Consider the following 22435-nt stretch of genomic DNA (forward strand, 5'->3'; position numbering starts at 1 on the left):
CGTATATCAAACAAGCACAAAGATGTTTATAGAAGTAGTAAAATCTAAACTTCACAAAGTTACCGTTACTGAAGCTAACCTTCAGTACGTGGGTAGTATCACCATTGACGAAGCACTTCTCGAGGCAGCCAACATGATTGAAAACGAAAAAGTTCAAATCGTGAATATCAACAATGGTGAGAGATTCGAAACCTATATCATCAAAGGTGAAAGAAACTCGGGTATTATATGCTTAAACGGTCCAGCTGCTCGCAAATGCGCCGTGGGGGATGTGGTTATTATCATTTCTTACGCTTCTATGGATTTCGAAGAAGCAAAATCACACAAACCCGTACTAGTGTTTCCCGATACGGCTACAAACAAACTAATTTAATTTGCCATGGATTTTTTACCTAATATAGAGAAAAAAATAGCTTACACTCCGGAAGAAGCTTCCAGAACCATCAGTATGTGGAGATTTAAAAACGACAAAATCGTCTTCACGAACGGTTGTTTCGACATTCTACATAAAGGACACATCGAATACCTGGTAAAAGCTGCTTCCCTCGGGACTAAACTAATTATTGGTTTAAATACCGACAATTCGGTCAAAAGATTAAAAGGCGAATCCCGTCCCGTGAATGACGAGAAAGCCCGGGCTTTATTATTGGCTTCATTGGTTTTCGTCGATAAAGTTATCCTTTTCGATACAGATACACCCTACGACCTGATAAACATGGTACAACCGGACGTACTGGTAAAAGGAGGAGATTACAAACCAGAAGACATTGTCGGGTACGATATCGTGAAAGCTAAAGGAGGTGAAGTTGTTACCCTAGATTTCATTGAAGGCTATTCTACCACTTCGGTGATCGAGAAAATGAAGTAATTCGCTAAAATTTTCAATATAAACGAGCCATTTATCCATTGGATAAGTGGCTTTTTTTTATCTCTCCATTTTCAATTATTTGTTAGTAACCTCGTTAGTAACTGTGCATAAAAAAAGAACTAAAAAGAATAACTTCATTTGCATTTTTAAAAAAGAGAATCAAGTAACAATTGAAACCAGAAATCCAAGAATAGTTTTTCAAATTATTCCAATTCGTTTCTACAAAATACTAACACCAAAATCGGGTCTTTTCACAAATTACTTTCTCCGTCTTATTGTTACTAACAATTGTGGATAACTCAAAAATCATTTTGATTATCAATAGATAACTCAAATATAAATTGTGAGTAACTACAACACCAACGTTTAATAACAATAGAAACAAGGAAAATCCATTATTTTTATCCCGAGAACTCACAGCTTATAATAATATTCATATTTCTTTTTAAAAAAATAAAAGATAATATATATATGATATAGTTGTTGAGAACTTGCTATTTTTGCCATGTCAATGAACTTGAAGCAAAAATTAAGAAAATATGAATCCTTTGAAAAAATTAATGGGGGAAACCGTGATTTATGGTTTTACGACGATACTTGGGCGATTTATCAATTGGTTGCTAGTACCATTGTATACTCGGGTACTTTCAACCGTAGATAATGGTATCTTCACGAATTTAATGGGATATGTTGCATTATTGGTTGTATTGTTAACTTATGGTACGGAAACTGGGTTCTTTCGTTTTGCTACCAAGGATAATAAGAATAAAGTATTTTCTACTTTGTTGACCTCTTTGGCTTCTACTTCAATTATATTTTTGGTACTTTGTTTCGCTTTTCTTCCTCAAATCGTTGATTTTTTGGAAGTAGGAAATCATCCGCTTTACTTTATCCTTTTAGTTGTAACAATTGCAATAGATGTAATCAGTACATTACCTTTTGCGTTGTTGCGAATGGAAGGAAAAGCTATTCGTTTCGGTATCATTAAATTAGTGAATATATTGATTAACGTGGGATTGAACCTGTTCTTTTACTTGCTTTGCCCATTTTTGGAAAAGAAAGGAATCACGGTTCCTTTTTATCAGGCAGACGGGGGAGTCGTTTATATATTCGTTTCTTATCTGGTGGCTTCCATTGTCACGTTTTTAATGTTATTACCTTATATATTCCGGTTTAAATTCGTGTTTTCTTTCTCTTTGTTGAAGGATATTTTGAAGTATTCTTACCCGATATTGATTGTAAGTGTAGCTGGAATGATTAATTTACAGGGTGATAAAATTTTAATGCCTAAAATATTGGGAAGCGGGGATGAAGCTTTGGCGGTTACGGGGATATATGGAGCTAGCTATAAGTTAGCCTTAATCATGTATATTTTCACGCAAGGGTTCCGCTTTGCTTTCGAGCCTTTCTTTTTCAATTATGCCAAAAGTAATGATTCCAAAAAGATATATGAGGATGTATTGCTTTATTTTACCGGATTTGGGTTAATGATTTTCTTGGGAGTCATGTATTTCCTGGATGTTTTGAAATATTTTCTGGACGAAAAGTTTTTCGACGGATTGGTTATATTGCCGTGGGTATTGATGGCAAATTTGTTTCAAGGCATATATTACTCGCTTTCTTTATGGTATAAGTTGACAGACAAGACTATATATGGTGCTTACATGGCGATAATAGGATGCGTGATTACCGTGGCGGGAAACGTGATCTTTCTGCCTCGTATAGGATTTATGGCTTCTGCTTATTCCGTGTTTACTTGTTTCCTTGTTATGACAGTGCTTTCTTTTATCCTGGGAAGGCATTTCTATAAGATCAATTACGATATTCCAAAAATCATTTTTTACTTTGCTATTTGCCTTGTTTTCTATTTTGTAGGGTGTATGATAAAATTTGAGGGGAATTGGATAACTTGTTTGGCTCGTTTACCGTTATTTGTACTCTTTGTGTACATATTCGTGAGAAGAGAGATGAGTTTTTTACTGACAAAAGACTTTATATACAGGTTAATTCATAAAAAATAGCTATCTTAGCACGATTTATGAAATCATCCATTTGGATGACTAACTACCAAAGTATTAGATAGAAATGAAAATAAAGATTGTAAACAAATCGAAGCATGCACTTCCGGAATATAAGACAAGTTCATCGGCAGGTATGGATATTCGGGCAAATATCGATGCCCCGATTATGTTGAAGCCATTGGAAAGAAGACTTGTTCCCACGGGATTATTTATAGAACTGCCTGACGGTTACGAGGCACAAATGCGTCCGAGAAGCGGGTTGGCTTTAAATGAAGGAATTACATTGTTGAATACACCGGGAACGATCGATGCCGATTACAGGGGAGAGATTGGTGTTATTCTTGTCAATTTGTCGCATGAAGTTACTCAAATCAATGATGGCGAGCGTATTTGCCAAATGGTAATCAATAAAGTAGAGCAAGCTGAATTGATAGAGGTGGAAACTTTAAATGAAACGGAAAGAGGAGGGGGAGGCTTCGGTCATACAGGTAAACAATAAACAATTTAGGATGACCAGATTAATTAAATCGTTATTTGTTATTCTGTTTCTTTTTTGCACGGTTCAAGTATTTGCAGATAAAAAGAAAGGGGTTGAACCTACTTTAGAAGGTGAAGCTAAAGTACAGTTCGATTATGCTTTCATGGAAGGTGTACGTTATAAAATACTGGGCGATTTGAAATCGGCTATTGCCTGTTTCGATCAGTGCATGAAAATTTATAACCGAAGTGCCGCAGTACGGTATGAAGTATCGAGTATACTTTCTTTAGGTGAGGAATTAAATGTTCCCCTTCAATTAATGCGGGAAGCCGTTCAGTTGGAACCCGATAATATTTGGTATAATTTATTGTTGGCTAATATTTTGCAAAAAAAATCGATGATAGAGGAAGCTTGCAAAATATATGACAACCTGATTGATATGCACCCGGAACGGGAAGATTTTTATATTATAGAAGTTGATCTTTATACTTCGGTAGAGAAGTGGGATAAAGCAATAGAGGTATTGAATAAATACGAGAAGCAATTCGGGATCAATGAACCGGCTGTAATAGAGAAAGCTAAATTGTATTCGAAGATAGGGGATGTCAAGAAGGCTTCTTCCGAGGTAATGAAATTAATCAAAAAGTATCCGGAGAACACGGATTATTTAGGATTATTGGCTGAATTGTATTTGTCCCATAGCCAGGAGAAAAAAGGATTGCAACTTCTGGATAAAATAGTGAAAGACGATCCCAATAATGGTTTTGTAAGACTTTATTTGGCAGATTATTATCGAGTTAAAAATGACACGATAAATACTAGAAAATATATTCGTTCAGCTTTTTTGAATGATAATATTGATAACGGGTTGAAAGTTCAATATTTATTGAAATTACTCGTGAATCAAGATAATTCAAAGATGTCACCCGAACAAATTTATCCTTACGTTCAATTGTTGCTGGAAAAATACCCGAATGACCTCGGTGTGAGAACTTTGAATGCCGATTTTCTGAAACGGGAGAATAAATTAGAAGAGTGCAAAAAGGAATTGGAGTTTATTGTTTCCAGGGAAAAGAATAATTATTTGGTTTGGGAAGAATTGATGTTATTGTCCAATCAGTTGGGGGATACGGCTGCTATGCGAAGGGAAGGATTGGAATGTTTGAATTATTTCCCGAACGAGGCTCTGCCTTACATGATGATAAGTTTACCTATGTTGGTCGAGGAAAATTATGCGGGTGCAAAAGGTTATTTGGTGAAAGGGCTTGAATTGGCACCGGAGAATTCTTTTATAAAATCGCAATTGTATGCTTATTTGGGTGAATGTTATTACAAGCAAGACAGTGTAGATATAGCGTTTTCCATGTTTGATAGTGCGATAGCTATCAATCCGAATGATATAATGACTTTGAATAATTATAGTTATTATCTTTCTTTACGGAATGAGCGTTTGGATTACGCAGAAAAAATGATTTCTGCGGCATTGAGTGCCGATCCGAATAATGCTACTTTTCTGGATACTTATGCCTGGGTACTTTTCAAGTTGAAGAATTATTCTTTGGCACGTTTTTATATGCGTTCTGCCATGGAGAATACAACTGAACCGAGTGGCGTGTTGTACGAGCATTACGGTGATATTCTTTATATGAACGGAGATAAGGAAGAAGCATTGAAAATGTGGAAGAAAGCATTGGAATTGGGTGATGATATTAGTGATGATTTAAAAAATAAAATAGAGAACGGTTTATCGGTAGAGCATGAGGAATAGTTTTATTTTTATTTTGGTTTTGGTCTTATTGGTGTCGTGTAAGTCCGTTAAAAAAGTAGTTGAAGTTAAAAAAGAATTGCCGAATATAACTGAAGCAAGATTGCTGAGGAATGTTTACTTTAACGAATTGGATTATAACACGATATATGCGAAGAAAATCGATTTGACCTTAAAGGAGAAGAAAAAATCTCATAGTCTGAAAGCGATTATGAGAATTCAAAGAGATAGCTTCATTTGGGTATCGGTTACTGCTCCCATGGGAATAGAAGTAGCACGTATTTTGTTGACACCTGATAGCGTGAAATTTATCAGCCCGAGAGATAAGAAATATTTTATTTCGGATTACAATTACTTTATCGATCGTTTTGATGTTGGTTTTACCTATGATTGCTTCCAGCGGATGCTGACGAATCGTTTTTTTGATTTTGAATCCTGTACCTCAGAAGTGGATAGAGGAAGACGATTCAAATTCGATAAGTCGGGTAATGACTATCTTTTGTACACGTTGGAAGAAAAGGCTTTAGGTAGGAAACTGAAAAAATTGTACAAGAAAAAGCGGAAAAATAAAGAGTTTTCCGTGATTTTACAAAAGATACATATTGACCCGGATTGTTTCAGACCTCGATTGGTTTCTATCGAAGACATGGATGAAAAGGTGGGTATGAGTGTTAAATACGAGAATATTAAAGATTTCGAGGGAAAATTGTTCCCGGAGAAGATAGTTTTTAATATCTTTACTGATGAAGATGAATGGGAAGTTCAACTGGATTTCAGTCGTCTGGAATTTGATGTAGAGGTGTCCCCTAATTTTAAAATATCGAGTAAATATCAAAGAATGTATTAGTAATGAATCTTTTTCGTGTCATATTAGTTCTGTTTTTTTCTTGCACTCTCACGATTGCTTATTCGCAATCTATTGAGGCTATTAAAAAGAAGAACGAGAAGACGGAAAAGGAGATCGCTTATCTGAACAAGTTGTTGAATACAGCACGTAATGATCAATCGGCTACCGTTCAAAAAATCACGATCATCAATCAAAAGATCGTGAAGGGAAAGGAAATGATTCAATCTCTCACGAGTGAGATAAAATATATTGAGAAGAATATAGATGATAATGAGTCTGTTAAGTCGGGATTAGAGGCGAACCGGAAGCAAATGCTTGATTTTTACGCTAAAATGGTTTACGAGACTTGGAAGAAAAGAAATATTTCGGATAAATTGGTATATATCTTTTCTTCTTCCAGTTTTTCTCAAGCTTATGCGCGATACAAGTATTTTGAGCAGGTTCAGGATTATTCCAAGCGCCAGTTAAAACAGATACAGCAAACGAATGATTCTTTGACGAAGATTAATACCCAGTTGGCAAAATTGATAGCGCAAAAGAATTTGGCGCAGTCTAAAATATCGACTCAGAATAACGAGTTGATTAAAGAGCAGAACGAGGCAAATAAATACGTCGCTGAACTCAAGAAGAAAGAAAAAGAACTCGTTCGAAAATTGAACGCTGAAATAAAAAATCGGGAACGTTTTAAAAAAGAATTGGAGAAACTTATTGCAGCTCAAGCGAAAAAGTCAGGAAGTAAAAATTCTAACTATAAATTAACACCGGAAGAGAAACTTATTTCCGATGATTTCGCTAAAAATAAAGGGAAGTTGCCTTGGCCTGTCGAACAAGGGTTCGTTTCCGAGAAATTCGGGATTAACGTGCATCCGGTGTTCAAACAGGTGAAGTTGAATAATGCAGGTATTACTATTACTACATCGCGGAATGCTGATGTCAGAGCGGTATTTAAAGGTGTGGTAACGGAAATAATGTTTATCCCGGGAGATAATAATGTTGTTATTGTGCGCCATGGAAATTATCTTACGGTCTATTCAAATCTGGTGGAAATCTTCATAAAGAAGGGGGACACCGTGAATGTGAAACAGAAAATTGGTAAGTTGGCGAGTAGTGGAGAAAGTAGTACACTAAATTTTCAGGTATGGAAAGATAAGGATAATTTAGACCCGCAATTATGGTTGACGCCTTGGTAGATTATTTTATGTTGCTCGGGTTGATATTTAAAAATATTTTACCTACATTCGCTAGACTGTAAATTGTGGGACATTGTGGGTATATTTACGTATGTTAGTTTATAAATTAATGGAGTATTTGAAGTATGATCTTGTCTAACGTGTTAGATAATTATATTAGGAAGCATGGACAAACTAGAATTTTCAATTGCCTCGGAAATAGGCAATATCGTTAAAGTTGAGAATTTTATCGATTATTTTTCAGACGTTTATAATGTTGAACCGGATGTGTTCGGCAAGATTAGTTTATGCGTCATAGAAGCCGTGAATAATGCTATTCTTTACGGTAATAAATTGGATCCTTCGAAACACGTGAAATTCACGGTTTATGAGGAGGATAAGCGTTTGTTCGTGACGGTGAAGGACGAAGGTGAAGGTTTCGATTATTCATATATACCCGATCCCACCTTGCCGGATAATATCGAGAAAGATGCCGGGAGAGGGCTTTATTTGATGAAAACGCTTTCTGACGATTTGATTTTTGAAGACGAAGGATCTAAGGTGACCATGGTTTTCAATTTATGAATTGATTAAATGAGTGAGATTTTTTTTTTCAACGAGGGATGTGAATTCCCTGATTTTTTTTCAAAAGAGAGAGTGACTCAATGGCTTCAGCTTGTCGCTGAAGATTACGCGTTAAAGTTGGGTTCTATCTCTTTTATTTTTTGTGATGACGAATATATTCTGGATGTGAACCGGAAATATTTGAATCATGATTATTACACGGACGTAATTACCTTCGATTACAGGGAGGGTAAGATACTTTCCGGTGATGTATTCATTAGTTTGGATACGGTTCAATCCAATGCTTTGGAATTCGGGACTACCTATGAAGAAGAATTGCATAGGGTGATAGTTCATTCCGTACTTCATTTAATTGGTTTTAAAGATAAATCCGATGAAGACGCGAAAGAGATGCGTTCCAATGAAAATCATTGCTTAGAATTGCTTAAAACACTTTGATATGTCACAATTATTACCGGAATATGATGTTATTGTAGTGGGAGCTGGTCATGCCGGTTGTGAGGCAGCTTGTGCGGCAGCTAATCTTGGATCTAAAACTTTGCTTATTACTCTGGATATGAATAAGATAGCTCAAATGTCTTGTAATCCGGCAATGGGGGGTATAGCTAAAGGACAGATTGTCAGAGAAATAGATGCTTTGGGAGGATATTCGGGTATAGTGACAGACAAGAGTACGATTCAATTTCGGATGCTGAATCTGTCAAAGGGACCTGCCATGTGGAGTCCCCGTGCGCAATGTGACCGTATGGTCTTTTCTTCCGAGTGGAGGGACACGGTGGAACATACCGACCGCCTTGATCTTTGGCAGGATGATGTTACCGAGCTGATTTTGGATAAAGACAGGGTAGTGGGGGTAAAGACTCGTCTGGGTGTTTCTTTTTCGGCACCCCGGGTGGTACTTACCAACGGAACTTTTTTGAACGGGCTGATGCATATCGGGCGGGTAAGTTTTTCCGGTGGTCGTATTTCCGAACCTGCTTCTCATGGTTTGTCCGAGCAATTGTTTGAGCGGGGTTTTACTATGGGACGTATGAAAACGGGTACGCCGGTACGCATCGACGGTAGAAGCGTAGATTTTTCCAAATTAACCAGACAAGATGGAGATAATGATTTCCATAAATTCTCTTTTCTGAATTTCGCTTATACGAATTCACTTCAGAAAAGACCTTGCTATATTGCCTACACGAATAAAGTCGTTCATGATATTTTGCGGGAAGGTTTTGAAGACAGTCCTCTGTTCAACGGGACTATTAAAAGTATAGGACCTCGTTATTGCCCGAGTATAGAAACTAAACTGGATACTTTTTCAGACCGGGACAGCCATCATTTATTTTTGGAACCGGAAGGGGAGAGGACAACGGAATTTTACTTGAATGGTTTTTCTTCGTCTTTACCTTGGGATATACAGTTGCGTGCATTGCAACAAGTGGAAGGATTCGAGAATGTGAAAATATTCCGCCCCGGTTATGCGATAGAGTATGATTTTTTTCAACCGATACAATTGCATCCGACGCTTGAAACTAAATTGATAAAAGGACTTTATTTTGCGGGTCAGATAAACGGGACTACCGGGTACGAGGAAGCCGCTGCACAAGGTTTGATGGCTGGAATCAATGCGCATCTTTCTCTGCACGAGAATAAGGATTTTATACTGAATCGCGATCAAGCTTATATAGGAGTTTTGATTGACGATCTGGTGACGAAAGGAGTGGACGAACCTTATCGGATGTTTACTTCACGTGCCGAGTATCGTATTTTATTGCGACAGGATGACGCAGATGTAAGATTAACTCCTTTGGGATATTCTATTGGTTTGGTGAAAGAGAATCGTTATTCTATTTTTGAAGATAAGATTTTGAAACGGGATCGCTTGATTGATTTCGTGACTAATTTTAGTATTTCTCCAGAGGAAATAAATCCTACTCTGGAACTTTTTGCTTCTTCTCCGATCCGTCAAAAATTGAAATTGATTGATATTATTTCACGTCCTCAAATTACAATTCCTAAGATCGTGGAGTATATACCCTCACTGAAAGAATTTATTTTTGATAATTCGATTCGGGAAGAAATTGTAGAGGCGGCTGAAGTTTTAATAAAATATTCGGGATATATTGAACGTGAAAAATTGATAGCCGATAAATTGAATCGGCTGGAAAATTTGGTTATTGAGAATAAATTTAATTATATGGAGATAAATTCTCTGTCATACGAGGGGCGTCAAAAATTATCAAAGATTAATCCGAAAACTATTGGACAGGCTTCTCGTATTACAGGAGTGTCCCCTTCAGACATTAATGTTTTATTGATTTTAATGGGAAGATAATCGAATGTTTCACGTGGAACATTTCAAAATGGTGCGAAGGGCACCTTGTAATATAGTTACACCGAATCCTTGAAAAGGGATAAAAGAAAGAGTAAAAACACCACATAAATTACTATTATATGAAAGTAATAGAAGGAAATTTAGTTGACATTGATAATAGAGAATTTTATCCGTGTGCAATCACTATTTCTGAAGGGAAGATTATTTCGATAGAACGTAATTCAAATTCCTATGATCATTATATTTCCCCGGGATTTATAGATGCCCATGTTCATATAGAGAGTTCCATGTTGATGCCTTCTGAATTTTCCAAATTAGTTATCCCAAATGGGACAGTGGGAGTGGTGGCTGACCCACACGAGATAGCTAATGTTTTAGGTGTGGAAGGAATTGAAATGATGATAAAGAACGGGGAAGAAACTCCGTTAAATATTTTCTGGGGGATTCCTTCGTGCGTTCCGGCTACTTCATTAGATAAACCGGGTAATATTTTAACGGTGGAGGATACCGAAACATTGGCAAAAACCGGTCGATTTACCATGCTTGCCGAAATGATGAATATCCCGGGAGTATTGAATAATGATTCGGAAGTTCTGGCAAAATTGGAAATGGCTAAAAAGTATTCTTTAAGAATAGACGGGCATGCTCCCGGAATGAAGGGAGATGCATTAAGTACATATATCGCGCATGGGATAGAAACAGATCATGAGTCTTCCGTTTTGGATGAAGCAGAAGAAAAGATTTCAAAAGGGATGCAAATCATGATTCGAGAAGGAAGTGCGGCAAAGAATTACGAGGCATTGAAATCATTAATTGCTACCCGTACCGATAACGTGATGTTTTGCACGGATGATTCCCATGCTGACGATCTTTTAGAAAAAGGACATATCAATTATATCGTGAGAAAAGCAGTGGCAGATAGTTTCGGTATTTTTGATGTTTTACAGGTGGCTTGTATTAATCCGGTACATTTTTATCATTTGGACGTGGGAACCCTTCATGTCGGGGACAAAGCCGATTTTATTGTTTTGGAAGACCTGGAATCATTCGATATTTATTCTACTTACATCAATGGGGAAGAAGTTTATCGGAAAGGAAGAGATTATAAATTACCCGCATCCCAAATAGAGGTTCTGAATTTATTTCATCATGATGAAATAAAGGATACGGATATTTGTACAGATGTACAAGGAGATATTTCTTGTATAAAAATAATCCCGGACAGTATTGTCACTGAAAGAAAAGTATTGCATTTTGATCAGAAAAGCGAACACTTCCAGTCGGATATTTCTTCGGATATATTGAAAATAGTTTACGTGAATCGTTATTTTAATACGCCGCCTCAAGTTGGTTTTATATCCGGTATAGGAATAAAACGGGGGGCGTTTGCTTCTTCTATTTCCCACGATTCCCATAATATTATTGCGGTAGGTTGTACGGATACTGATATTATTGTTGCCATTAATGAAGTCATCAAATCCAAAGGTGGTTTAGTAGTCAATGATGGTCATAAACTATATACCTTGCCTCTGCCGGTAGGAGGAATTATGAGTGATCTGTCCGGAGAGGAAGTTGCCAATCGTTATACGCGATTGAATAAATTGCTTTTGGAGATGGGAACATCCTTAAATTCACCGTTTATGACACTTTCATTTATGGCTTTAGTTGTAATACCCACGCTGAAGATAGGCGAGAAGGGAATATTTGATGTTGAAAAATTTGGATTTGTATAGGAGTTTGAATCTATGACGGATGAATTGGGATTGAAAGAAAAGGTGAGTAAGTTACCTACTTCTCCGGGAGTGTATCAATATTTTGATGCAAATGGAGTTATTATTTATATAGGTAAAGCTAAAAATCTGAAAAATAGAGTTTCATCCTATTTCGTGAAGACAAACCAGTCTTCAAAGACCATGGTTTTAGTCAAAAAGATACGTGATTTAAAGTATATTGTTGTCAACACGGAGGAAGATGCTTTACTACTGGAAAATAACTTGATTAAAAAGTATAAGCCCCGGTATAATATCCTGTTGAAAGATGACAAAACTTACCCGTGGATTTGTATCACGAAAGAAGCTTTCCCTCGGGTATTCATTACTCGCAAGTTTATTCGGAATGGTTCGGAATATTTTGGTCCTTATACTTCTGCAAAATACGCTAACACGCTGATTTCCTTGATAAAAAGTTTGTATAAATTACGTACTTGTAATTTAAATCTCAATAAATCAGCAATATATGGTGAAAAATATAAAGTATGTCTTGAGTACCATATAGGAAATTGTCTTGGTCCTTGCGTGGGATACATGCCGGAAGAAGAATACATGGAGAATATAGTCCAGATTAGGAATATATTGAAGGGAAATATTTCTTCCGTGATCGATTTCATGTCTAAAAGAATGAAAGAATACGCTATTTCGCTTCAATTCGAGAAAGCTCAAGAGATGAAAGAGGCTATAGAAGCCTTAAAGTCGCATCAGACAAAATCGACTATTGTTAGTTCTACTATGAATGATATTGATGTATTCTCGTACCTGGAAGATGAAAAGTATGCTTACGTGAATTATTTACGTATTGTTCACGGTGCGGTAAATCAAGTGCATACCATAGAATTGGAAAAGAAACTCGATGAATCGAAAGAATCCTTACTGTCTTTCGGTATTTTTGAAATCCGGCAACTCGTGAATAGCCAATCCAAGGAAATTTTAGTACCTTTTTACCCGGATGTCCTGATGAAAGGATTGAATTATGCTATTCCGCAGCGGGGGGAGAAGAAGCAATTGTTGGATTTGTCAGAGCGAAACGTGAAATTCTTTAAAATGGATCGGGAACGGCAAAGGGGATTGCGCCGACAGGATACCAAATTAGACCTGCTGAACACGATAAAAAATGAATTAAAATTACCCCGTTTACCGCATCGGATGGAATGTTTCGATAACTCTAATATACAAGGGACCAATCCAGTAGCTTCCTGCGTTGTCTTTATCGATGGGAAACCGGCAAAGCGGGAATACCGACGTTTCCACGTGAAAACTGTCATCGGGGCGAATGACTTTGCTTCTATGGAAGAGATTTTATACCGTAGATACCATCGGGTACTGGAAGAAGGTTTGGAGCTTCCCGATTTGATTGTTGTCGATGGAGGTAAAGGACAGTTGAGTTCTGCTGTTGCTACTTTGCAGAAACTGGATTTATTGGAACGGGTGCCTATTATCGGGTTGGCAAAACAGATGGAGGAAATCTATTACCCGGGTGATAAAGATCCTTATTTATTGGCAAAGACATCTGTTGCCTTGAAAACATTGATGCATATCCGGGATGAAGCCCATCGTTTCGGTATTACTTTTCACCGTAAATTGAGGGAAAAAAAGCAAACTGTCAGTGTATTGAGTGAAATAAAAGGTATAGGAGAAAAGACAGAAATAGCTTTATTACAAAATTTTAAAACGGTAAATGCTATTCAATCCGCTTCTCGTGAGGAATTGGCAAAAGTCATTGGAAATGCCAAAGCGAAGATCGTGCACGACCATTTCCATACCCTTGCCTGACCTTATTAACCTATCATTGACCAATCAAAAAGGTAGCATGAACCCTCGTTTACGTTTATATTACGAATATACTACGTTTATGCTACGTCCATGGGATAGGGAAAGGGTAGCTTAAGGGGGAGTCGTGGGTATATCTATCATTTCTTTTTTTTATTGAAAATTTTCGGAGATAATTTTTATATTTGCCAATACATTATACGTAAATTTTTCTATTAAAATTTAATATCTTGTTACATAGAGGAATGTAATATTTGAATCTATGAGTGATGAATTATATACAGTAAAATGGTTGAATGAGAATTATCCTGTACATTTTGAAGTTTTGTACAAATCTATGTACAAACGACTGTATATTCTTGCACGAAATTTTTTGATGGATGAAGAACTTGCAGATGATGTAATCCAAGATGTGTTTATGGGATTATGGAATAAAGGGAAAAATATGCCTGGAGATATACCTTTGGAACGTTATCTGTTCACGTCAGTAAGAAATTTGTGTGTGGATCATCATCGGAAGTTGAACATTGTTGATAAATATCAAAAACATCTTGTTGAATCTGAAGCTTTTGTTTATTTCCCGTATGAAGAGAAAGAGACGGAACGAGAAATAAAGGTGAAAAAACTTTTGTCCGAATTGCCTGATATGCAGAGACAGGTTTTGAAATTAAGCGTTATGGAGGGATTGACGTATAAAGAAGTGGCGGAGCGTTTAAATATAGCGGAAGGAACCGTGCATACGCATATTAAAAGAGCGTATAAATATATTAAGACTCATCTGCTTTTTTTGCTGTTGTTTTTGTATGTGATATTCAAATAATGATTTTATGGAAAAAAGAGTGATTTTGTTGTACCCCGGAATAGAAATGAGTTCGTTCTTAGTATTAAGAGAACTAGATTAAATTGAATTCACACAAAAGAAGATGAGGAGACTTATGAGACAGATAGAGTGGGATATCATAGAGCGCAAGTTAGAAGGGCGACTTTCTTCGGAAGAAGAAAGTTGTTTTAAGGCATGGTGTACGGCAAGCAAAGAGAATAGAGATTATTTCCATAAAGTTGAGAAGTTTTATCGTGAAAATGGCTTTGTCAAGGAGGTGACTGATAAAGATATAAATATTTCTTGGAGTAAGTTTGTTACCCGGCAGAAGGGGAGTAAAAAAGGACGGAGACGTATTCTTTCTTATTGGTCTGCTGCGGGTGTTGCTGCTTGTTTATTGATTGGTGTTTTGATTTTTGTTTTGGAGAAAGAGGAGCATGTTGTTCCTTCCGGACAGATAGTGGCTATTCCTGCTGGAGGGAACAGGGCTATTTTGCAGTTATCTACTGGGGAGTGCATAGAACTGGAAAATTATTCCAATGAATTGGAAGAGGCTTCAGCGAAAATAGTGAATACGGGTTCGTTATTGAGCTATGAGAAAAAGCAGGATACGTTGGTTCGGGAGGAAATTTTCAATAACGTGACGACTCCACGGGGAGGAGAGTATGGTATAACACTTGCGGATGGAACTAAAGTTTATTTGGGAGCACTTTCTAAGATAGAGTATCCGGTGACGTTCACGGGAAACAGGAGGGTGGTGAAGGCATACGGGGAAGTGTATTTTGAAGTGGCCCGAGATACCGCTCGTCCCTTTATCGTTGAAATGAAAAATCAACAGATAGAGGTGTTGGGTACAACTTTCAACGTGAGAGATTACGAGGACGAAGTATTCGTGGAAACTACTTTGGTTTCCGGTAAGGTAAAAGTATCTACCGGGGATGAATCTTGTATATTGGCTCCTAATCAACAGAGCGTGTTGGATAAAAAGACAGGAAATATGGTGCAGAGGGACGTGGATGTGGCTGAATTTGTGGATTGGAAGAACGGGAAATTGAATATTCGAAACCAACGTTTGGAAGACATTTTGAACCGGTTGAGCAAATGGTATGACGTTTATATTTTTTACGTGAACGAGGAAGCGAAAGATGTACGATTTTATGCCAATATAGACCGTTATAGCGATATGAATGAGCTTTTGGATAAATTTGAAAAAACCGGTCAGGTGACGTTTAAAATCAAAGGAAACGTGATTAATGTTTCGACAGTAAAATAAGTAGGCGTTACATTTTTTGTTAAATTATTATTAAAACGGGGTGCGATTGTACCCCGTTTTAAATTTTTTCCCGTTTTGCAATAAATGAAAATTGAAGTCAAGGAATAAAATTTAATAACAAAGGAATGTATGAAAAGAAATAGGATTTTTTTTACGGTATTGGTTCTATTGGGAACATTCGTAAGTGCGATGAATTTATCTGCGCAAGAGACAAACGGTGATAAAATTTTGAAAGCCAAATCTTTTTTGAATAAGAAAGCCCCGCGTTTGGAAGTTGGAAAATGGTTGACTGACGTGCCGGATATGGAAGGCAAATTCGTGTTGATCGAGTTTTGGGGACCTTCTTGCGGACCGTGTAGGGCAAGTATTCCGACGTTGAATGAATTTAGTAAAAAATTCAAGGATAAACTTGTTGTCATAGGTATTTCCCCCAATAAAGAAGAGGCTGTACGGAAGATGAAAGAACCGGTTATTGAATATTATAGTGCGATAGACACTACAAAAGAGAAATTCATAAAATATTTTGAATTGCAGGCTTCTCCTCATGCTATATTACTTGATAAACACGGAATTGTTCGTTGGGAGGGAAATCCGGTTCGGAAAGGGTATGAATTAACTGCCGAGGTCATTGAGGATCTGATGAAAAAATATAGTAGAGATAATGGAGGGGTAGAAAGACAGTGGGCAAAACCGTTTCTTGGGGAAAAAGCACCGGAGTTGGATGTTAAACACTGGTTTCCGAAACAACCGAACACGAAGGGTAAATTTGTTTTGCGAGACTTTTTTGCTTTTCATTGCGGTCCTTGTCGGAAAGCGATCCCGAGATTAAACAGATGGCATAAGGAATTTGCAGACGATATGGTCATCATCGGTTGTTCTCGAGATGATATTGGTCGATTAAGAACTATCGAACCTAAAATAGAGTATTGTTTGGCAAATATCGGTCATGAGGCTTGGACAGCAATGGAATTACACGTGTATTCTTACGTGCAGTTGATTGACCCGAAAGGAATAGTCCGTTGGGAAGGAATTTGTGTGGACTTGACAGAAGAGAAAATCAAAGAGATTATAGCGAAGTATAAATAAGGAATAGAGTTTAATAACAAAGGGATGTATGAAAAAAAGTAAGATTTTTTTGGCGGTATTTGCCCTATTGGGAATGTTTTATAACGGGCAAGCACAAAATGTGAAAGAAGTCAAGGACAGTATAGATCGTGATGGTAACGTTCGCAAGACGATCAAGATGGAGGTGAATAGTGTGGAAGATTTGCAGAATCTTTTTAAAGCTATCGGAGGAGGAAATGTAAAAACGAATGCACCTGCGGGTGCTAAACAAGAGACAAACGGTGACAAAAAATTGTATGCCAAATCTTTTTTGAATAAGAAAGCTCCGCGTTTGGAAGTTGGAAAATGGTTGACTGATGTACCGGATATGGAAGGCAAATTCGTGTTAATCGAGTTTTGGGGACCTTCTTGCGGACCGTGTAGGGCAAGTATTCCGACGTTGAATGAATTTAGTAAAAAATTCAAGGATAAACTTGTTGTCGTAGGTATTTCTCCAAATAAAGAGGAGTTTGTACGGAAGATGAAAGAACCTGTGATTGAATATTATAGCGCGATAGACACTACAAAAGAGAAATTCATAAAATATTTTGAAGTGAAGGGTTATCCTCATGCCGTGTTGCTTGATAAACAAGGAGTTGTTCATTGGGAAGGAAACCCGGTTCAAAAAGGGTATGAATTAACTGCCGAGGTGGTCGAGAATCTGATAAAAAAATATAGCCGGGATAACGGGGGAGTAGAAAGACGTTTTGCAAAACCGTTTCTTGGAGAAAAAGCACCGGAGTTGGAGGTTATCAAATGGCACCCGAAACAACCGGACACGAAGGGTAAATTTGTTTTGCGGGACTTTGTTGCTTCCAATTGCGGTCCTTGTCGGAAAGCGATTCCGAAATTAAACAGATGGCACAAGGAATTTGCAGACGATATGATCATCATCGGTTGCCCTAAAGATGGTATTAGCCGAATAGTAACCATGGAACCTAAAATAGAGTATTATTTGGCATATGTTACTGATAAAGTTTGGGAAACAATGGAATTGCACGTGTTTTCTTACGTGCAGTTGATTGACCCGAAAGGAATCGTCCGTTGGGAAGGGATCTGTGCGGATTTGACAGAAGAGAAAATCAAAGAGATTATAGCGAAGTATAAATAAGGAATAGAGTTTGATAACAAAGGAATGTATGAAAAAAAGTAAGATTTTTTTGGCGGTATTTGCTTTGTTGGGAATGTTTTATAATGGGCAAGCACAAAATACAAAAGAAGTTAAGGATAGTGTAGATAGTGACGGTAACATTCGTAAGACGATCAAGATGGAAGTGAAGAGCATGGAAGATTTGCAGAATCTTTTCAAAGCTTTCGGGGGAGTAAATGTGAAAGAAACGGGTAATAAGCAAGAGACAACCGTCACGAAGAATAACAGAAAGGGAGAAACCAATGGGGATAAAAAATTGTATGCCAAATCTTGGTTAAACCGGGAAGCTCCACATTTGGAAGTTGATAAGTGGTTGACTGAAGAGCCCAATACGGAAGGCAAATTCGTGTTAATTGATTTTTGGGGACCTACTTGTACCCCATGTAGGAAAAATATTCCTACATTGAATGAATTCAGTAAGAGATTCAAGGATAAACTTGTCGTGATCGGTGTTGCCCCGAATACCGAGGAACTGGTGCGGAATATGAAAGAACCGGTTATCGAGTATTATAGTGCGATAGACATAAGAGGGAAAAAGTATACCCAGAAGTATTTTGAACTAAAATATTATCCTCACGCGATCTTACTTGATACGCGGGGAATTGTCCGTTGGGAAGGACATCCGGAGTTGAAAGGATATGAATTGACGGCGGAGGTGATCGAAAACCTGATGAAGAAATACAATTACGAGAATGGAGGGGTGGAAAGGCATTTCGCGAAACCGTTTGTAGGGGAGAAAGCTCCGGAATTGGATGTTAAAGAGTGGTATCCGGAACAACCGAAGACGAAAGGCAAATTCGTGTTGCGAGACTTTTTTGCTTTCCATTGCGGTCCTTGCCGGAAAGCCATTCCGAAGTTGAACAAATGGCACAAGGAGTTTGCAGACGATATGGTGATTATCGGTTGTTCCAGAGACGGAATCAAGCAATTGAGGACTTTAGAACCTGAAATAGAATATTATTTGGCGCATACCGGTGAAGCAATTTGGAAGACTATGGAATTGCACGTTCTTTCCTATGTACAGTTGGTTGACCCGAAGGGGATTGTTCGTTGGGAAGGGATTTGCGTGGATTTGACGACGGAGAAGATCAAGGAGATCATAGCTAAATATAAATAATCAAGTATTAGGAAAATATTATGAGAAGAGTATTGTTTATGGTTTGTGTGCTGTTTATTGCGAATTTGGTGATGGCACAAGAGAGTAATGGGGATAAAAGAATGTGGGCGAAATCGTATCTGAATCAAAAGGCCCCGGCATTGGTGGTGGAAAAATGGTTGACGGAGGAACCGGATACCCGCGGGAAATTCGTGTTGATTGATTTTTGGGGACCAGCTTGTGCTCCTTGTCGCAAGGGCATTCCGGATTTGAACGAGTTCAGTAAGAAATTCAAGGACGATTTGGTTGTCATTGGCTTGTCGAGGAATGAGGAAGCAGTCAAGGCGATGAAGGAACCGGTAATAGAATATTACAGTGCTGTCGATACGAAAAAAGTGATGTTTAAAGAGCTCGAAATAACAGGTATACCTCACGCGATATTGATTGATCCGGAGGGTATCGTCCGCTGGGAAGGATTTCCTCTTTTGAAGGAGCATGAATTGACCGCGGAAGTGATCGCCGGTATTATCAAGAAGTATGGCAAAAAGAAAGCCGCTACCTCGAAAGTAATACCGTTGCGCTTGTACGCTAAATCAATTATTAATCAACCGGCACCGGAATTTGTGGTTGAAGAGTGGTTGAGTAAAAAGCCGGATACGAAAGGTAAATTTGTTTTGCTTGATTTCTGGGCCACGAAATGCAATCCTTGCAAGGAATTGATTCCGGAATTGAACGAGTGGCACAAAAAGTACAAGAAAGATCTGGTAATTATTGGAATTTCGAACGAGAAAGCAGAGAAAGTGAAAGCCATGAAGGAGCCTGTCATTGAGTATTATAATGCCATCGATACCCAGAAACGGATGTTTGATGAGTTGCAGATCGGGGCTATCCCTCATGTACTTCTGATTGATCCGGAGGGTATTGTCCGTTGGGAAGGCTACCCGTTGGGAACGGAAAAATTGACAGAGGAGGTTTTGAAAAAAATCATGAAAGAGTACCGTAAATAATGATGCGTTTGATAAAAAAATATTTGTGTTTTTTGCCCTGTTTCCTCGTGCTGACGGGAATGGGGCAAAAAGCGAATTACAGGCAGGCGGAGAAATTTCTTCATCTGGAAAGTTTGGTAGGTTCTACTAATGTGATGCCTAATACATTGAAGGGGTCAAGTAAATTCTGGTACAGGTATGAAACGAGGGACGGGGTGCGTTTTTATCTGGTAGATCCGGTTGCCGGATTGCAGCGGGAGTTGTTTGACCGTCAGGAATTGGCGGGTAAAATCAGTAGCGTGACCCATAAGCCGGTGAATTATAAAGATATAAAATTAACCGGTTTTTCTTTGGAAGAGAAAGAGAACGTGTTGTGTTTCAGTTCCGAGGGGGTGCAGTTCAAGTATGACCTTCGGAACGAGCGACTGAGTCAGGTGCTTCCCGATACCGTCACGAAGAAAAAGAAAGCTTCCCTTCCGGGTAAACCATCGAAAATGAAGTGGGTGGGTAAATATTCGCCTGACAGCAGTTACGTGGTGTATGGCAGGAATCATAACCTTTATCTTGTATCGACAAAAGATTCCGTGGAAACTTGTTTGACGAAGGATGGATGTGAAAAATATTCTTACACGCCTAAAAACAAGGATTCGGCGAAAATTACCGTACCGGATATTACCTGGTTTGCCGATTCCCGTTATTTTTACGCGGAACGTACCGATAAGCGGAAGATCGGGGAACTTTACCTGGTGAACACGACGGGGAAAGGACGTCCGACATTGAACAGATACGACTATTCCATGCCGGGAGACGAGCATGTGGCGCAACAAGAGCTGCATCTTTTTGATGCTGCCGCACAGCAAGAGGTGGATCTGGCTGTCGGGAAATGGAAAGACCAGAAACTGACCGTGCACACCGTGGGGAGACCTGTCGAACGGCTCTATTTCGTGCGGAAAAAGAGGAGTTGCAACGAGATGGAACTGTGCCGGGTGTTTCCGGAAACGGGAGAGGTGAAAGTGTTGATCAACGAGGTGTGTGAACCCTATTTCAATGACCAGCTTTTCAAATTTCATCTTCTGAATGACGGGGAGGAGATCCTGTGGTGGTCGGAACGCACGGGACATGGACACTGGTACCGTTACGACGGGGAGGGTCGTTTGAAGAACGCCGTTACCTCGGGAGGCTGGACTTCCGGCAAAATCGTGCGGATAGATACCGTGAAGCAGCTCATTTATTTCGAGGCTTACGGGCAAGGAGAAGCGGGAGAGAGTCCTTATTACGCCCGGTTGAATAAAGCCCGTTTTGACGGACGGGGAGGAAGTAAGATATTGACCCCGGAACAGGCCACTCACAAGACCATATTCTTGTCGGGAGGGAAGTATTTCGTGGATAATTATTCCCGGGCAGACCTGGAACCGCACAGTGTGGTGAGAAACACGGACGGGAAGGTCGTTGTGGAACTCTGTTCGCCCGATTTGGCTTTGCTTTACGAGACGGGGTGGCGTATGCCGGAACCTTTCACGGTGAAGGCGGCAGACGGGGAGACCGATCTTTTCGGTTACATGTGGAAGCCTGCGGATTTTGATTCAACCAAGAATTACCCGATCATCTCTTATGTTTATCCCGGACCGCAAACCGAGGCCATTCCTTTGGAATTTTCCGTTTCCACGGGCTTCAATAATGCGGCTCTCGCCCAAGTCGGTTTTATCGTCGTGACTTTCGGTCACCGGGGAGGAAGCCCTTTGCGCGACAGGTGGTACCACACTTACGGGTACGGTAATTTGCGGGATTATCCGCTGGCGGATGACAAATGCGGTATCGAGCAATTGGCTCACCGGCATTCGTTTATAGATCCGTCGAGAGTCGGCATATTCGGCCATTCCGGCGGGGGATTCATGTCAACGGCGGCTCTTTGCACTTACCCGGATTTTTACACGGCGGCTGTTTCTTCAGCCGGGAACCATGATAACAATATCTACAATATCTGGTGGGGAGAGACGCATCACGGGATCAAAGAAGCGACCGATAAAACCGCAAAAAAGAAACCACAAGCGGCTGATACGACGAAAACAACTAAAGAGAGCGCATGTTTCGAGAAACCCAATATTCCGACGAATATCGAGTTGGCGAAGCATTTGAAAGGGCATTTGCTCTTGGTTGCCGGGGATGCGGACAATAATGTCCATCCGGCGAATACACTCCGTATGGTGGATGCCCTGATTCGAGCCGGGAAAAATTTTGAGATGCTTGTTCTTCCCGGACAAGGTCATGCTTACCGGGGGGAATCCTTGGAATTTTTCAGGCGCAAGATGTGGTTTCATTTTGCCAAACATCTGTTGCATGACTATTCCATGGAGCAGTACACGGAGATTGACGAGTATATGCGTCGAACCTCTTCGCGTGCGGAATAG

General features: G+C 39.0%; 19 protein-coding genes. All 19 read left to right on the forward strand.

The window, feature by feature from the left end; translation table 11 throughout:
• Positions 1 to 22: 22 nt before the first annotated feature.
• The 19 genes from panD to A3CY_RS0110575 all read left to right on the forward strand — a co-directional run bounded on the left by panD (position 23) and on the right by A3CY_RS0110575 (position 22435).
• On the forward strand, positions 23 to 373 hold the full coding sequence (gene panD / locus A3CY_RS0110480; protein ID WP_018337872.1) for an aspartate 1-decarboxylase: 351 nt from the start codon (positions 23 to 25) through the stop codon (positions 371 to 373).
• A gap of 6 nt (positions 374 to 379) precedes the next feature.
• A complete protein-coding gene (rfaE2, locus tag A3CY_RS0110485; RefSeq protein ID WP_018337873.1) occupies positions 380 to 868 on the forward strand; it encodes a D-glycero-beta-D-manno-heptose 1-phosphate adenylyltransferase in 489 nt (162 codons plus the stop codon).
• A gap of 539 nt (positions 869 to 1407) precedes the next feature.
• Positions 1408 to 2889 carry a lipopolysaccharide biosynthesis protein gene (locus A3CY_RS0110490; protein WP_018337874.1) on the forward strand — a complete coding sequence of 494 codons (1482 nt, stop codon included), beginning with the start codon at positions 1408 to 1410 and terminating at the stop codon, positions 2887 to 2889.
• Between the two features lie 64 nt (positions 2890 to 2953).
• The gene (gene dut, locus A3CY_RS0110495) at positions 2954 to 3388 is read left to right on the forward strand and encodes a dUTP diphosphatase (protein WP_018337875.1); all 435 of its coding nucleotides are present in this window, start codon (positions 2954 to 2956) and stop codon (positions 3386 to 3388) included.
• A 10-nt stretch (positions 3389 to 3398) separates the two neighbouring features.
• A complete protein-coding gene (locus tag A3CY_RS0110500; protein ID WP_040371634.1) occupies positions 3399 to 5135 on the forward strand; it encodes a tetratricopeptide repeat protein in 1737 nt (578 codons plus the stop codon).
• On the forward strand, positions 5125 to 5979 hold the full coding sequence (locus tag A3CY_RS0110505) for a DUF4292 domain-containing protein (RefSeq protein WP_018337877.1): 855 nt from the start codon (positions 5125 to 5127) through the stop codon (positions 5977 to 5979). The genes A3CY_RS0110500 and A3CY_RS0110505 overlap by 11 nt, the downstream gene beginning before the upstream one ends.
• 2 nt (positions 5980 to 5981) lie before the next feature.
• Complete coding sequence (locus tag A3CY_RS0110510) at positions 5982 to 7169, forward strand: murein hydrolase activator EnvC family protein (RefSeq protein WP_018337878.1); 1188 nt, start codon at positions 5982 to 5984, stop codon at positions 7167 to 7169.
• Positions 7170 to 7334: 165 nt separating this feature from the next.
• The gene (locus A3CY_RS0110515; RefSeq protein ID WP_018337879.1) at positions 7335 to 7733 is read left to right on the forward strand and encodes an ATP-binding protein; all 399 of its coding nucleotides are present in this window, start codon (positions 7335 to 7337) and stop codon (positions 7731 to 7733) included.
• Between the two features lie 9 nt (positions 7734 to 7742).
• Complete coding sequence (gene ybeY / locus A3CY_RS0110520; RefSeq protein ID WP_018337880.1) at positions 7743 to 8171, forward strand: rRNA maturation RNase YbeY; 429 nt, start codon at positions 7743 to 7745, stop codon at positions 8169 to 8171.
• A 1-nt stretch (position 8172) separates the two neighbouring features.
• Entirely contained in the window at positions 8173 to 10056 is a 1884-nt protein-coding gene (gene mnmG / locus A3CY_RS0110525; protein ID WP_018337881.1) for a tRNA uridine-5-carboxymethylaminomethyl(34) synthesis enzyme MnmG, read from the forward strand.
• Between the two features lie 119 nt (positions 10057 to 10175).
• Positions 10176 to 11789, forward strand: coding sequence for an adenine deaminase (gene ade / locus A3CY_RS0110530; RefSeq protein WP_018337882.1), 1614 nt, complete (start codon positions 10176 to 10178; stop codon positions 11787 to 11789).
• Positions 11790 to 11801: 12 nt separating this feature from the next.
• On the forward strand, positions 11802 to 13601 hold the full coding sequence (gene uvrC, locus A3CY_RS0110535) for an excinuclease ABC subunit UvrC (RefSeq protein ID WP_018337883.1): 1800 nt from the start codon (positions 11802 to 11804) through the stop codon (positions 13599 to 13601).
• A gap of 259 nt (positions 13602 to 13860) precedes the next feature.
• Positions 13861 to 14418 (forward strand): RNA polymerase sigma factor, encoded by a 558-nt coding sequence (locus A3CY_RS0110540; protein ID WP_018337884.1) that lies wholly within the window; start codon positions 13861 to 13863, stop codon positions 14416 to 14418.
• A 115-nt stretch (positions 14419 to 14533) separates the two neighbouring features.
• Positions 14534 to 15691, forward strand: a complete 1158-nt coding sequence (locus A3CY_RS20795; protein WP_018337885.1) for a FecR family protein — start codon at positions 14534 to 14536, stop codon at positions 15689 to 15691.
• 129 nt (positions 15692 to 15820) lie between these two features.
• Entirely contained in the window at positions 15821 to 16777 is a 957-nt protein-coding gene (locus tag A3CY_RS22720; RefSeq protein ID WP_018337886.1) for a TlpA family protein disulfide reductase, read from the forward strand.
• 28 nt (positions 16778 to 16805) lie between these two features.
• Entirely contained in the window at positions 16806 to 17906 is a 1101-nt protein-coding gene (locus A3CY_RS22725) for a TlpA family protein disulfide reductase (RefSeq protein ID WP_018337887.1), read from the forward strand.
• Positions 17907 to 17934: 28 nt separating this feature from the next.
• A complete protein-coding gene (locus A3CY_RS22730; protein ID WP_018337888.1) occupies positions 17935 to 19062 on the forward strand; it encodes a TlpA family protein disulfide reductase in 1128 nt (375 codons plus the stop codon).
• 20 nt (positions 19063 to 19082) lie between these two features.
• Positions 19083 to 20048, forward strand: coding sequence for a TlpA family protein disulfide reductase (locus A3CY_RS22505; RefSeq protein ID WP_155828265.1), 966 nt, complete (start codon positions 19083 to 19085; stop codon positions 20046 to 20048).
• Positions 20049 to 20050: 2 nt separating this feature from the next.
• Positions 20051 to 22435: a S9 family peptidase gene (locus A3CY_RS0110575; RefSeq protein WP_169503638.1), complete on the forward strand. Its 2385-nt coding sequence runs from the start codon at positions 20051 to 20053 to the stop codon at positions 22433 to 22435.

Source organism: Butyricimonas synergistica DSM 23225 (genome assembly GCF_000379665.1).
GTDB lineage: Bacteria > Bacteroidota > Bacteroidia > Bacteroidales > Marinifilaceae > Butyricimonas > Butyricimonas synergistica.

Bases quoted from the DNA above. Each gene is read 5' to 3' on its own strand.
- panD (WP_018337872.1), top strand. From the start codon at position 23: ATGTTTATAGAAGTAGTAAAATCTAAACTTCACAAAGTTACCGTTACT.
- rfaE2 (WP_018337873.1), top strand. From the start codon at position 380: ATGGATTTTTTACCTAATATAGAGAAAAAAATAGCTTACACTCCGGAA.
- A3CY_RS0110490 (WP_018337874.1), top strand. From the start codon at position 1,408: ATGAATCCTTTGAAAAAATTAATGGGGGAAACCGTGATTTATGGTTTT.
- dut (WP_018337875.1), top strand. From the start codon at position 2,954: ATGAAAATAAAGATTGTAAACAAATCGAAGCATGCACTTCCGGAATAT.
- A3CY_RS0110500 (WP_040371634.1), top strand. From the start codon at position 3,399: ATGACCAGATTAATTAAATCGTTATTTGTTATTCTGTTTCTTTTTTGC.
- A3CY_RS0110505 (WP_018337877.1), top strand. From the start codon at position 5,125: ATGAGGAATAGTTTTATTTTTATTTTGGTTTTGGTCTTATTGGTGTCG.
- A3CY_RS0110510 (WP_018337878.1), top strand. From the start codon at position 5,982: ATGAATCTTTTTCGTGTCATATTAGTTCTGTTTTTTTCTTGCACTCTC.
- A3CY_RS0110515 (WP_018337879.1), top strand. From the start codon at position 7,335: ATGGACAAACTAGAATTTTCAATTGCCTCGGAAATAGGCAATATCGTT.
- ybeY (WP_018337880.1), top strand. From the start codon at position 7,743: ATGAGTGAGATTTTTTTTTTCAACGAGGGATGTGAATTCCCTGATTTT.
- mnmG (WP_018337881.1), top strand. From the start codon at position 8,173: ATGTCACAATTATTACCGGAATATGATGTTATTGTAGTGGGAGCTGGT.
- ade (WP_018337882.1), top strand. From the start codon at position 10,176: ATGAAAGTAATAGAAGGAAATTTAGTTGACATTGATAATAGAGAATTT.
- uvrC (WP_018337883.1), top strand. From the start codon at position 11,802: ATGACGGATGAATTGGGATTGAAAGAAAAGGTGAGTAAGTTACCTACT.
- A3CY_RS0110540 (WP_018337884.1), top strand. From the start codon at position 13,861: ATGAGTGATGAATTATATACAGTAAAATGGTTGAATGAGAATTATCCT.
- A3CY_RS20795 (WP_018337885.1), top strand. From the start codon at position 14,534: ATGAGACAGATAGAGTGGGATATCATAGAGCGCAAGTTAGAAGGGCGA.
- A3CY_RS22720 (WP_018337886.1), top strand. From the start codon at position 15,821: ATGAAAAGAAATAGGATTTTTTTTACGGTATTGGTTCTATTGGGAACA.
- A3CY_RS22725 (WP_018337887.1), top strand. From the start codon at position 16,806: ATGAAAAAAAGTAAGATTTTTTTGGCGGTATTTGCCCTATTGGGAATG.
- A3CY_RS22730 (WP_018337888.1), top strand. From the start codon at position 17,935: ATGAAAAAAAGTAAGATTTTTTTGGCGGTATTTGCTTTGTTGGGAATG.
- A3CY_RS22505 (WP_155828265.1), top strand. From the start codon at position 19,083: ATGAGAAGAGTATTGTTTATGGTTTGTGTGCTGTTTATTGCGAATTTG.
- A3CY_RS0110575 (WP_169503638.1), top strand. From the start codon at position 20,051: ATGCGTTTGATAAAAAAATATTTGTGTTTTTTGCCCTGTTTCCTCGTG.